Genomic DNA, 12982 nt, shown 5'->3' with positions numbered 1-12982 from the left:
ATAGAACGGGGTTTTTTATTGCCTACATAAAACTGCATCGAATGATACCATTTGCTAACGTCCAATAAAAAAGCCCGCTATGCGGGCTTATTAGATAAATTGGTGCTTAATTTCGATGTAAGGCACCATGTACATCATAGCGCCAGTCGGCATTTTGCAATGCTCTAATATGAGATATCGCCTTATCGGCAGCAATTGCTTTAATAAAATGGCCGTTTTTATCAAGAAATACTAGCCACTGCTTGGCCGTTTTATCGATATCGCCGTCGGCAACAAAAATATGCATGCCGAGATATTGCGACACAGTACTACGCCAACCATGCTGTACTTTAAAAACATAACGGCCCTGATAATCGGGATGCAGATAATTTGCCTGCTGTACTGCGCTTAGCTGTTGCTTGTCGACTACGTTCACCAGCGCTATGGCGTGACTTCGAGCAATAAGCTGCTGAATATCCTGTTGCTCAGCGTTAGATCTTGATTTACTTGCTGCACTTTTTGCACCGAGGGGCTTTTCAAGTGGCATTGCTAAATCCAGTGTAAACAAAGCCATCTCATAGTTATCAACTAATGCTTGCAAGCCTTTACTGTCATCGCAGCCCGCAGGCTTAGTTATTGAAGCTGAAACTGTTTTGGTTATACGGCTATCTGTATCCAGCAACTGTTCAATGTTCTGGCTATGTATTTTTTGCTGTAACAGAGTCAGCATGCGGGCCTGATCTTTATCTGCCGTAGGTCTTTGCTGCTCGCCTTCGACGGGCTGTTCTTTACATAGCTGATAATAGCGGTTGAGCTCGGCAGAATGTAAAGCACTGCTGATCGCTGACTGCAAAGTACGCCTTTCTGAGCCGGAGTAGCTGTTTGCCAAAGCCGGAGTGGTTGAAAGCATACTAATAAATGGCAGGAGTATTAACATAATTTATTACCGGAAAAATACTGGCCGCACCTTAGCCTGTGTGAGAAAAAAATGAAAGAAAATACTGGTTTGATCAGCAATGCGGTAAAAAACTGTCACTATTTCGTAATATTTCTGCCAGATGCTGCATTAATGCATTTTTACCGTCGAAACCCTGCTTTATCGTGATATCTGCTATCGGGTAGCGCAGCCATAGCAACGCAGCGAATAATACTTGCTGATTTAAGGGCAAGCCAGATCTGTGCAGGTTAAACCAACGTAGCAGCAGATGCTGCACCAGTTCGTAGGGCCGCCGACCAAGGCTAAACAGGTGCAGCTGGTCAATCTCAGCCGCTGTCAGTACAGTCACGTTATCAGGTTCAGCCAGTGATATTGCCAGTTCAGTATCTAGCAGCGGGTAAGTCTGCAGGTTCTGATACATCAACGCCGCAAACTGCTGCTGCATGAAGTCGACATGCTGTTTATCGGACTTCACTGCCTGTAACATCAACAGTGAGTATTCGGAGCTGGCTTTATCGGTGCTGCTACCAAGACGAACCGGTTGATAGCCGGCCCGGCGCCAGAACTGAAGCAGTTCTGTTGTCAGACCATAACTTGTACCCAGACAAAACACATCTTGCTGCTGTGCCAGCTGGTGGATGTGCAGTAACAGTTGCATGCCAAGCCCACACCGCTGCAAACCGGGTTGCACAGCAATACGCATAACACGCCATAATCTTTGTTCAGCGAGTTCTGGTCTGGCTAAATGAAACGCCAGGTTTTGCGCCAGCAAATGACCCTGCAAGCGGCGTTCAGAGCGGTAGACCTGAGCGGCAAGTTGCGCTGGTATTTCGCCTTCTTTACTTACCAACGCACATGCCAATACATTGTTATTCTGTTGCAGTGTAACGACTGTAAGCTGAGGATTGTCGAGCACAGCCGCTAAATCCTTCACCTGAGTCTGATAGTGTGCCAGGCTAAGCAGGCTGAATACCTGTTGTAAAATAGCGGGTTGATTAATCCAGTCTGTGTAGGCAAAGCACTGAAATTGCGTTGGCTTCTGGCGATCATATTCGCTGTGGGAAGCTGAAAGCTGCAGTAAGAAGCAGTTAAAAATCGTTTGCTCTAATGGATCATTCGCCTGGTAGCGCACAGGCTGCTGCATATGCAGCTTTCGCCAGTTCGGGCTGTGTTCATTCAGATACTGTTGAAAACGCAGCTGAAAACCGCGGCCGGTACCTTCATAGCCATGCTCGGTACTGGCAAATACAATACGGCTGAAACGGTGTAGGAGCTGTTGTAATACCGGTGTTGGGATGGCCGCTGCTTCATCTACCAGCAGTAAATCGGATGTGATATCACTGCGTAACAGCGCGTCAAATGGCATAAATTGCAACAGGTGTTGCTTTTCAGGTGGCGTTAGCTGCCGGAAATGCCGCTGTGCGGTTTGCGCTGCGTTCGGCGATGGAGCAGTAAGCAGAGTGTGTTTTCCTGCCTCAGCCAGTTGCGCTGCTGCGATACCTAGCGCTGCTGACTTTCCCCGGCCCCGGTTTGCTGTCAGCACCAAGGGCCTGCGGCGATGACCACTGACAACACGATGTATCGCTGCGACGGCATGTTGCTGTTCTGTCGTAATATAAGGCTGTTCAGGTTTTTCCCAGGTAGGCAGCTCTGGCCAACTGAGATGTCGCAGCAGTTGCTGATCGCGTAGCAGGATGATGTTCTGCTGCTGTAGCAAGGTGAGCCAGAAGGATAGAAATTGGCCCTGATGTGTACTGGCGTCGAGCGGATAAGGTAAAAGATGTTTATGCGCCGGATTAGGCTGCTGTTGCCAGAGTTCAAAAGGCGGGCACAGCAAAAGCCACAAGCCACCGGCTTTTACACAACCGGCTGATGCGGCGACGAGGTCGGCATTAAAACCATTAAAAGCATTAATCACCAGCGTATCACACTCTGTACCCAATAACTGATACGCTGTTTTTGCCGAGAGATCAGTGGCGGCTGGTGGCGCATCTGCACCTAGCCAGTAAACTTGCTCCGGCTGAGTCAACTGCAGCAATGTCGCTATTTGCGCTAATAACGAATCTTTATCACCCTGCCAGACTACCGGCAAACGGATATGATGCTGAGCAGCCCGCTGTTGCCATTGCTGCAATTGCGCCAACAGCTGCTGCTGTGTCATTAAGCTATAGCCTGCAAACGGGCATAAGCGGTAACCAACCATTTGCTGCCCAGGCCATCAAAGTTAACCTGAATACGTGATTGATTGCCGGTACCTTCATAATTCAGCACCGTGCCTTCACCGAATTTGTCATGCAGCACACGCTGGCCGAGTTTAAAGCCGGTATTTTCAAAAGCTACATGTGAAGCCGCACTGCCAAAGCGGTTAAACTGGGTCGGGCGGCTGACCTGAGTGGTCAGGCGGATTTCTTCCAGATATTCAGCCGGTATTTCGCGGATAAAACGTGACGGCTTGTGGTATTGCTCCTGGCCATACAGGCGGCGGCTTTCGGCATGAGTTAAATACAGTTTTTTCATCGCCCGTGTCATACCGACATAACACAGGCGGCGCTCTTCTTCCAAACGCGTCGGGTCGTCGCCGCTTTGCTGGCTGGGAAACATACCTTCTTCCAGGCCGCAAATAAACACTAGCGGAAACTCCAACCCCTTGGCGCTGTGCAGTGTCATCAGTTGCACGGCATCGGAGTGTTCTTCCGCCTGATATTCGCCGGCTTCCAGTGCGGCTTGTGATAAAAATGCCGCCAGCGGCGTCATATCTTCAGCCCGGCTTTCATCAAAGTTCTGACAAGCGGTGATAAGCTCATTTAAGTTCTCTATCCGCGTTTCGGCTTTTTCACCTTTTTCTGCCTGATACATCGCATACAGGCCGGATTGTTTAATCACGTGCTCTGCTTGTTCGTGCAGCGGTAACTCTGCTACCTGGCTATCCAACTGTTCAATCAGCTGCATAAAGCTGTCGATGGCGGAGGCAGCGCGGCCGGTAAGCTGTTTCTGTGCCAGCATCTGTTGCAGGCTTTGCCACAGTGTTTGCTGCTGAGCGCGGGCATATTCGCGCACTTTATTCAGTGTGGTGTCGCCAATGCCGCGTGCCGGGGTATTAATAACGCGCTCCAGCGCAGCGTCATCCTGGCGGTTACTCAGAATACGCAGGTAGGCCAGCGCGTCTTTAATTTCTTGTCGCTCGTAGAAACGCAAGCCACCGTAGATACGATAATGCAGGCCTTCCTGAATTAACGCTTCTTCCAATACCCGTGACTGCGCATTATTACGATACAAAATCGCTGTCTCGGATAAGCGATCACCCTGCTTATGCCAGTCACGGATGCGGCCAACGATAAAGCGCGCTTCATCCAGTTCGTTAAAGGCGGTATATAACGAAATAACCTCGCCTTCGGCGCCGTCAGTCCACAGGTCTTTGCCAAGGCGATCATTATTGTTGGCAATCACTGCATTGGCGGCTTTAAGAATGGTGGCGGTAGAGCGGTAGTTTTGCTCCAGTCGCACCGTTTCCACATCGGGGAAGTCCTTTAAGAAGGTTTGAATGTTCTCTACCCGCGCACCGCGCCAGCCATAAATCGACTGATCATCATCACCAACAATCATCACCTTGGCATTGCTACCGGCCAGTAAGCGCAGCCACTGATACTGAATGGCATTGGTGTCCTGAAACTCGTCTACCAGGATATGGCGGAAGCGTTGCTGATAGTGGCCGCGCACTTCGCTGTTTTGCTTTAGCAGCTCAAAACTGCGCAGCAGGATCTCAGCAAAATCTACCAGGCCGGCGCGGTCACACATATCCTGATAGGCTGCGTATATCTTTACCATCTGTTGCAGGCTGAAATCGCCAGCGGCATCTATCATACCGGGGCGCAGGCCATCATCTTTGCGGGCATTGATAAACCATTGAATTTGTTTTGGTGGCCAGTGCTTTTCGTCCAGATTCAGTGCTTTTAGCACCCGTTTTACCAGCCGGTACTGGTCGTCGCTATCGATGATCTGAAAACCCTGTGGTAAGCCGGCCTCCTGATAATGGGCGCGCAGCATACGGTGTGACAAACCATGGAAGGTACCCATCCATAAGTTATTCAGACTAACACCTATGGTGCTCTCAATACGGCCGCGCATTTCCTGTGACGCTTTGTTAGTAAAGGTTACCGCCAGCAGGCTGTATGGCGCGACGCGTTCTACCTGCATCAGCCAGGCTAAACGATGCACCAGTACGCGGGTTTTGCCACTGCCGGCCCCGGCCAGCACCAGCATATGTTGAGGTGGTGCAGCTACCGCATCGCGTTGTTTATCGTTCAGCCCGTCAAGCAGGTAAGATACATCCATCAGAAAGTCTCGCTAAGCACAATGGTGGCCATTATAACAGCACGGTCGTGAAGGCCAAGCGTAGTTAGTGGATATATAACCAGTTAGTACTGTACCGCCTGCTTTTGTTTATAGCGGTTAGCAAAAGCCAAAATGGCCATACTGATACAGGCAAAAATAAAGAAACCGGCCGTTACCGGAATAAGGGTGCCGTTATACATCTGGCCGATGATGGTGCCGATAAACATCGACATTATCGATGATGTGGAGCCGATAATGGCTGCGGCTATACCTGCGACATGGCCCATAGGTTCCATCGCCATTGCATTGATATTGCCAAACACCAGGCCAAAACAGAAAAACAGTACCGCAGCATAGAGTAAGAACATCCACAGCTGTATTTCCACGCCCAAATGCAGCACTAAAAACAGCGCTGAGCTGGCAATGATGCCCCAGACGGCGCTACCGGATAATCGCTGCATGCCCCATTTTTGCACTAAACGCGAGTTCACCAGTGATGATGCACCAAACACTATAGCCAGCAAACCGAAGTACAGGGTGAACAGCTCGCCGGTTTTAAATAAGTCCTGGAAAATTTGTTGCGACGAATTCAGATAGCCAATAAAGCTGCCGAAAAACAAGCCCATGCAAATCATGTAACTTACGGTTGGTACATTGCTGATGACTTCTTTAAAACCCTCAGCAAAGCCTTTTTTACTCATCGGGATCCGGTGCGCTTTCGGCAGTGTTTCTTCTAAGCGGCAATAAATCCAAAGCACGATCAACAGGGCGTAGAACACATAGAGCAGAAAAATATCACGCCATGAGCCAAGCCATAACACGGCTTGTCCAAGGCTGGGTGCTAACGCCGGCACCATGACGAAAATCATCATCACCAGAGACATAATGCGGGCCATATCATTACCGGAGTATTTATCCCGCACTATCGAAATAGCCGATACATAAGGGCCGGAAACGCCTAAACCCTGTATAAAACGGCCTAGCAATAAGGTGTTGATATCTTTTGAAAAATAACAGACGGCCGTGCCAGCCAAAAACAGCGCTATGCCACCGTTCAGCACTTTCTTACGGCCGGTAGCATCGGATAAAGGGCCACAGATCAGCTGGCCGATTGCCATGCCAAAAAATAACGCACTGACCACCAACTGCGCCTGATTCGGATTGCTCAGCACTATATCAGCCCGAATTGCATCCAGTGCCGGCAATAATGCATCAATCGAAATCGCCACAATGGACATCATTAGCGCAACCAGTAAGGTAAATTCACCGGTAGAGATACGCGATTGTGGCGCATGGGTAGAATAATCAGACATTCAGGCTTTCCTTGTTTAAACCTTTCCTAAGCAGGCAGAGTCTGGCGTTATTTCAGGCCAGAGCGGGTGTACTATAAACAATTTTTACGTTAGTCGATTGGTGTTGCGGCAAATCGACAGTTCCAGTGGATGCTGTGCGGTGAAATATATCAGGCGTGTTGGGTTATAACAGGCCGGATAAGTCATTAATCTCAGTCAACCTGATATGTGGCAAAACTGCAACCGGGCTTTGATAATGATCCAGCCAGGCCGCCTGACAGCCGGCGTTTAGCGCACCCATAACATCCGCGCGGTGGCTGTCACCAATATGCAGAATTTCAGCTGGTGAGACTTGTAGCCGTGTTGCAGCGGTATGGAATAAATCGGAGTACGGCTTCATTTTGCCATCGGGCCCGGCTTGTAAGCCAAACTCGAACAGTTCACCGATGCCCATCTTATCGATACAGGCATTGCCATTGGTAATGGCTATCAGCCGATAGCGGCTGGCCAGAGCCTGAAGTAGTCTTATCACATCATCTGTTAACGTAATTCGGGTACGCTCATGCAAAAACGCTGCATAGCCTTTTTCTGCCATAACCCTGGCATCGGGCCGGCTAATCCCCAGCTCTATCAGGCCTGCTTCTATTCCCAGCAGCCGCCAGCGGCCGATATCATGGCGGATTTCCGGTTCAATCCGGGCCAGCTTTACCCGCTGTTGCCACCAGAACTGGCTATCGGTAGTCTGGCTTGCCGGCGTAAGATCTGCCAGCGCCTTTAGCATTGCCTGCTCTGCTGCTTCGATAACGGGTTTGTTATCGTACAGTGTGTCGTCCAGATCAAACGACAACACACTAAACGGCTGCAACGCTTTATATACCTGCATAAACTTTTACCATGTTGATGGTTGAAATACCTGGGGCCAGTTGACTGCCATTAAATGCTCGCTGAACCAATTTAGCGCCTGGCCCTGACTTTGTTTATGCCAGGCCAGATAAAGCGGCAGTTTATCACGCGGAATACTGCTGGCTTTAGCAATCAGTTCACCGCGCGCCAGCTCATTACTGATAAGGTGGCGCGGCAGAAAGCCAATACCCAGCCCCTGTTTTTGTGCTGCAATTTTGGCCTGCATATTATCGACAATAACACGCTGGCGGGTATCGAATAAACCTGACGAGCGCTTGGGCGCATCTATGGCTGAGTCGGCAACAATAACTGCGGTGTGCTGCTGCACATCTTCCTGCGACACTATTCTGTCCAGCGCTGCCAGCTGATGATGCGGCGCCACAGCGAACACAAACTCTACCTCGCCCATCGGCAATACCGTGAACTGGCCTTTAGCGAAGTCGCCGGACAGCCCGACTGCAATATCAGCCCGGCCGGTTTGCAGCGCCTCCCAGCCGCCCGCCATAACTTCTTCAGTCATCCGCACCTGAGTAATTTTACCCAGCTGCAAAAATTGTGTGATGACATTCAGCACAGGGGTATTGGGCACTATGCTGTCCTTAGCGATGACGAATTGGGTTTCCCAGCCGGTATCCAGCTGCTTCACAGCATTTTGTAACTGGTTGGCGGCGTGCAGCAGCGCCCGGCCCTGATCCAGCAATAATTGCCCGGCCGGGGTCAGCTGGGCTTTTTGTTTACTGCGGTCAAACAATGCCACGTCCAGATCGGCTTCCAGTTTAGCTATGGTGTAACTCAGTGCAGAAGGCACTTTATACAAAGCTTCAGCAGCGGCAGCAAAGCTGCCTTTGCGGTCAATGGCATCCAGTGCTCTTAAGGCATCCAAACTCAATGCATTGTGCATAAAGTACCTACTGTTCTATTAATTTCAAAAATTTTGAATAGTGTAGTCAAAACATTGCGTTTTTACTGCAAAAAATATCCGGCTATAGTTACACCATCGACGCAAGATTTGCTGTCGAGGGGCAGTGAACTTAACTTTAAACAATTTGATAGGTGATTATTATGACAGCTTCAATCGTACAGAAAATTTTAACTTCTAATGCTGGTGTTGCAGCATTGGCTCTGCGGGTACCAGTGGGCATTATCTTTGCTGCACACGGTGCACAAAAATTGTTTGGCTGGTTTGGCGGTTACGGCCTGGAAGGCACCGGCGGCTGGATGGACAGCATTGGTTTGTCACCAGGTATCATGATGGCGTTTTTAGCCGGTGCGGCTGAGTTTTTTGGCGGTATCGCGCTGATCCTTGGCCTGTTAACCCGCCCGGCGGCGCTGAGCCTGGCAATTGCAATGGTAGTGGCTATTTTCTCAGTGCATATCCAAAACGGTTTGTTTATGGCTAATAACGGCTGTGAGTTTGGCTTGGCTCTGCTGGCTGCCAGTGTGTCACTGCTGTTTAGCGGTGCAGGTAAAGCGTCAATAGACAGCTTGCTGGCAAAGCGTTTTAACTAAAGTGAATGAGTGAAGAAAACGCACGGCTTGCCGGGTGTTTGGGTTTTAGCAAGAGATAGCCCGAACAGCTATAACCACAGCAACACGCCGTGAACCCATCCCTGGGGGCTCGTTTCCGCCCATCCAGGGCTTCAACGGTTGCTTTAGGTTATAGCTGTTCTGTATATGCGACTAACCTGATTTCTTCTTCGCCCTTGGGTGGGCGTTATCATAAACCTTGGCTAAATGGGCAAAATCCAGATGGGTGTAAACCTGAGTGGTGCTCAGGTTGGCGTGGCCTAACAGCTCTTGCACAGCACGTAAATCCTGGCTGGATTCGAGCATATGGCTGGCGAATGAGTGGCGCAGCATATGCGGGTGTACGTGCTGGTTCAGGCCTTGCTGTTTGGCCCACAGCTGCACCCGCTCGCGCACATGGCGGGTACTGATACGCTTGTGTTGCTTGCTGAGAAACAGCGCCTGTTGATCAGCTTCACTCAGATTAGCGGTAAAGGCCGGCCGTTTTGCCAGCCAGGCTTGAACAGCTGCCAGTGCAATTTTCCCCACCGGCACTATACGTTGCTTGCTGCCTTTACCCGTTACCCGCAGCAGTTGCTGCTGCCAGTCGATATCGCTGATATTGGCATTCACCAGCTCTTCCAGACGCAGGCCGGAGGAGTAAAACAGTTCCAGTATAGCCTTATCGCGGCAGGCCAGAATATCGTCCTGGCTGTCAAAGCTCAGCAGATGATTAAGCTGATCGACATTGAGGTTTTTCGGCAGGCTGCGACCAGCCTTGGGAACAGCCAGATACTGCGCCGGGTTATCACTGCGCAGGCCCTGTGCCTGTAAGTAACGGTAGAAACTGCGCAGTGCCGCGACTTTCAATGCAATAGTGCGTGGCTTAGACCCGCTGCGGCGCAAACCGATAATATACTGTTTTAACTGCGTTTCGCTGAGGTTCAGCCAGTGTGTGTCGCTATCGTCAATGCTCAGTGCCAGTTGTTGTAACTGCCGCTGGTAGCTGTCCAGTGTTTTCGGGCTGTAACCACGTTCAAACTGCAGGTAGCTGAGAAATGCCTGCAATGGCTGTTGCCATTGCAGAGATAGCGTGATGTCAGGCTGCATAACCCGGTAACAACTGCGCCAGAATAGTCGCCAGATGGCTGATAAATAACTTGTCCATTGATGGCTGGAAGTGGTCGTCCTGCTCGCTGCCAAATGCCAGCAGTGCCAGCGGTTGCTCCTCGTTACTGATCAGGATCAGCGCGACTGAATGTATTTGTGGTGGGAACAAGCCTTGTTGCTCTTCTTTGTTCAGCCGGCCAAGGTAAATGCCTTGCTCGTTTAGCCGTCGTGACAACAACAGCTGAAACTCGCTGGCACTGTGGTGTTCGTTAAAGCAAAGCAACCTGCATTGCTGAACCTGCGGCATAGCGGCAGTAAATTGCTGCAGGCTGTGCTCGGCCTGTTGCAGGTTTTCGGCCTGATACAGCTGCGCCTGTAACTGGTTAAACGCCAGAAACAGTTGTTCATTTTGTCTGGCAACCGACATCAGCCGGGTGATGTCATCTTCGAGCGCGACAATTTTTTCGCGTTGCATTTCCAGCTGACGCTCAACCAGTGACACGCTGCCGCGCTGCTGATGCGGTAAGCGCAGGCTGGCCAGCAGCTGCGGGTACTGCTGAAAAAACTCCGGGTGATCCTGCAGGTAGTCATACACCACGTGAGCGGCGAGCAGGTCTTTTTCCTTGATCAGGCTATCTGTCATAGCGATATTTGTCCGTCATATACATGTTCTGCCGGCCCCGTCATTTTAAGCGGTTGGCCTGGCCCGTTCCAGCGAATAAGCAGGCTGCCGCCGGGTAAATCTACCCGCACCTGTTGTTGCAGTTTTTTTTGTAACTGGCCTACGACTACTGCAGCGCAAGCGCCGGTGCCACAGGCCTGAGTTTCACCGGCGCCGCGCTCCCACACCCGCAGCTTGATATGGCCCGGGTTCAGCACCTGCATAAAGCCGATGTTGGCGCGCTCCGGAAAGCGTTCATGCAGTTCAAACAAAGGTCCCTGTACGGTGACGGGCGCTGTTAGCAGATCATCCACTTCGACCACAGCATGCGGGTTACCCATCGATACCACACCACACAGTATAGTGTGTTCTTCGGCACGGAGAATGTAGGTAATTTCCTGCTTCTGTGCTTTAAAAGGCACCCGTGCCGGGTCCAGCTGTGGTACACCCATATTTACGGTAACCTGGCCGTCGGCTTCGACGTACAGCACAATTTTGCCAGATTTAGTGCTGACGCCGATTTTATGTTTGTTGGTTAAACCGCGGGCGCGAACAAACTTGGCAAAACAGCGAGCGCCGTTGCCACATTGTTCTACTTCCGAGCCATCGGCGTTAAAAATACGATAGTGGAAATCCAGCTCCGGATCATAAGGCGGCTCGACCATCAACAGCTGGTCGAAACCAATGCCGGTATGACGGTCAGCCAGCGCTTTAATCTGCTCTCTGGTCAGAAATACATTCTGGCTGACGGCATCGACCATCATAAAGTCGTTACCCAGGCCGTGCATTTTAGAAAAATGTAACAACATCAGCGCCCTTAATTAATCGGAAACGACCTGCTCGCCACGCCATAAATCCTGCCACTGCTCACGGGCGCGGATTAAATGCACTTTATTGCCGTCTACCAGCACTTCTGCTGCGCGGGGGCGGCTATTGTAGTTCGAACTCATAGTAAAGCCGTAAGCACCGGCCGAGCGCACTGCCAGCAGATCGCCCTGGCTAATCGCCAGTTCGCGGTCTTTACCAAGAAAATCACCTGTCTCACAAACCGGGCCAACGATATCGTACAGTGCGCTGGCTTTGTTGCTGTCTTGCTGTGCCGGTACTATTGCCTGCCAGGCGCTGTATAGTGCCGGACGGATCAAATCATTCATCGCGGCATCGACGATGGCGAAATTCTTTTCCTGCCCCGGTTTTAAAAATTCTACTTTGGTCAGCAAAATGCCAGCATTGGCCATAATAGCGCGGCCAGGCTCCATAATAAGTTCCAGCTGCGGGTAAGCTTTCAGCCGTTCAACAACTTTGCTGATGTAGTCGCCTGGTGATGGTGGGGTTTCGCTGTCATAAGTGACGCCTAAACCACCGCCAATATCGATATGGTGCAGCACTATACCATCTGAGGCCAGCTGGTCGATTAAGGTTAACAGTTTTTCCAGTGCGTCTAAAAAAGGCTGGGTTTCAGTAAGCTGAGAGCCGATATGACAATCTACGCCAACCACATTCAGGTGACTATAACTGGCGGCTTTGCGGTAAATGTCGCGTGCCAGCAAGATATCGATACCAAACTTGTTGGCTTTTAGCCCGGTAGAAATATAGGGATGTGTTTTTGCATCAATATCCGGGTTTACCCGGATAGACACCGGCGCTTTAATATTCAGGCTGCTGGCAACCTGCTGCAACCTGTCCAGCTCAGCAATGGACTCAACATTAAAGCACTTAATGCCAAGTTGTAGCGCAAAACGCATTTCGTCTTCAGTTTTGGCAACACCGGAGAACACCACCTTTTTGGCATCACCGCCGGCGGCGATGACCCGGCGCAGCTCGCCACCGGATACAATGTCAAAGCCACTGCCAAGCTTTGCCAGTACGTTCAGTATCGCCAGGTTACTGTTTGCTTTTACCGCATAGCACACCAGGCTTTGTGGGTGTGCAGACGCTGCGCTGGCAAAAGCCTGATAATGACGCTCGATCGTTGCGCGGGAATAGACATAGCAAGGCGTGCCGAATTCGGCAGCGATATCACTAACAGCATGTTGTTCCGCAAACAGGCGGCTATTCTGGTAATTAAAGTGGTCCACGTTGTTCATCCGTTGGTTGATTAGCAGGAGTGTTGTTTTGCTGCGGTTCTGCCACTTCGGGTGCCGGTTGTGGTAAGGTAAGCGGGCCTTTTTGGCCACAAGCACTCAGCAAGCTACTTAGCAAAATGACGACAGCAACAGTTAACAGCGGACCTTTGGTTGTAAAAGCGTGCATGATGTTATT

At 50.6% G+C, this 12982-nt stretch carries 12 protein-coding genes; 1 reads left to right on the top strand and 11 read right to left on the bottom strand.

The genetic code is table 11. The features are described from left to right. Window positions 1-106: 106 nt before the first annotated feature. The 6 genes from LHL18_RS18930 to LHL18_RS18905 form a co-directional block, all read right to left on the bottom strand. The gene (locus LHL18_RS18930) at window positions 107-916 is read right to left on the bottom strand and encodes a hypothetical protein (RefSeq protein ID WP_226768256.1); all 810 of its coding nucleotides are present in this window, start codon (window positions 914-916) and stop codon (window positions 107-109) included. A 73-nt stretch (window positions 917-989) separates the two neighbouring features. Further along, a complete protein-coding gene (locus tag LHL18_RS18925; RefSeq protein WP_226768255.1) occupies window positions 990-3077 on the bottom strand; it encodes a tRNA(Met) cytidine acetyltransferase TmcA in 2088 nt (695 codons plus the stop codon). After that, entirely contained in the window at window positions 3077-5248 is a 2172-nt protein-coding gene (gene uvrD / locus LHL18_RS18920) for a DNA helicase II (RefSeq protein WP_226768254.1), read from the bottom strand. Before uvrD ends, LHL18_RS18925 begins: the two co-directional genes overlap by 1 nt. Window positions 5249-5331: 83 nt before the next feature. Next, window positions 5332-6561: a multidrug effflux MFS transporter gene (locus LHL18_RS18915; protein WP_226768253.1), complete on the bottom strand. Its 1230-nt coding sequence runs from the start codon at window positions 6559-6561 to the stop codon at window positions 5332-5334. Between the two features lie 163 nt (window positions 6562-6724). Beyond that, the gene (locus LHL18_RS18910; protein ID WP_226768252.1) at window positions 6725-7423 is read right to left on the bottom strand and encodes an HAD-IA family hydrolase; all 699 of its coding nucleotides are present in this window, start codon (window positions 7421-7423) and stop codon (window positions 6725-6727) included. Between the two features lie 6 nt (window positions 7424-7429). Further along, window positions 7430-8344 (bottom strand): LysR family transcriptional regulator, encoded by a 915-nt coding sequence (locus LHL18_RS18905; RefSeq protein ID WP_134058941.1) that lies wholly within the window; start codon window positions 8342-8344, stop codon window positions 7430-7432. A gap of 161 nt (window positions 8345-8505) precedes the next feature. Here LHL18_RS18905 and LHL18_RS18900 point away from each other — a divergent pair, with 161 nt between their 5' ends. Next, window positions 8506-8952: a DoxX family protein gene (locus LHL18_RS18900; protein ID WP_226768251.1), complete on the top strand. Its 447-nt coding sequence runs from the start codon at window positions 8506-8508 to the stop codon at window positions 8950-8952. A 171-nt stretch (window positions 8953-9123) separates the two neighbouring features. Here LHL18_RS18900 and xerC read toward each other — a convergent pair whose 3' ends face one another. From xerC to lptM, 5 genes are read right to left on the bottom strand one after another with little or no spacing between them, the layout of a single operon-like run. Next, window positions 9124-10059, bottom strand: a complete 936-nt coding sequence (xerC, locus tag LHL18_RS18895; RefSeq protein ID WP_226768250.1) for a tyrosine recombinase XerC — start codon at window positions 10057-10059, stop codon at window positions 9124-9126. Further along, window positions 10049-10702, bottom strand: a complete 654-nt coding sequence (locus tag LHL18_RS18890) for a DUF484 family protein (protein ID WP_226768249.1) — start codon at window positions 10700-10702, stop codon at window positions 10049-10051. Before LHL18_RS18890 ends, xerC begins: the two co-directional genes overlap by 11 nt. Further along, window positions 10699-11529 carry a diaminopimelate epimerase gene (gene dapF / locus LHL18_RS18885; protein WP_226768248.1) on the bottom strand — a complete coding sequence of 277 codons (831 nt, stop codon included), beginning with the start codon at window positions 11527-11529 and terminating at the stop codon, window positions 10699-10701. The genes LHL18_RS18890 and dapF overlap by 4 nt, the downstream gene beginning before the upstream one ends. Before the next feature lie 12 nt (window positions 11530-11541). After that, window positions 11542-12798 carry a diaminopimelate decarboxylase gene (gene lysA / locus LHL18_RS18880; RefSeq protein WP_226768247.1) on the bottom strand — a complete coding sequence of 419 codons (1257 nt, stop codon included), beginning with the start codon at window positions 12796-12798 and terminating at the stop codon, window positions 11542-11544. After that, window positions 12785-12973 carry an LPS translocon maturation chaperone LptM gene (gene lptM / locus LHL18_RS18875; RefSeq protein WP_134058922.1) on the bottom strand — a complete coding sequence of 63 codons (189 nt, stop codon included), beginning with the start codon at window positions 12971-12973 and terminating at the stop codon, window positions 12785-12787. The genes lysA and lptM overlap by 14 nt, the downstream gene beginning before the upstream one ends. Window positions 12974-12982 lie beyond the last annotated feature (9 nt).

The sequence above is a fragment of the Rheinheimera aquimaris genome (assembly GCF_020531985.1).
Taxonomy (GTDB): Bacteria; Pseudomonadota; Gammaproteobacteria; order Enterobacterales; family Alteromonadaceae; genus Alishewanella; species Alishewanella aquimaris.
Note: the sequence above shows the minus strand (reverse complement) of the source record. Positions and strands in the feature narration are given on the sequence as shown.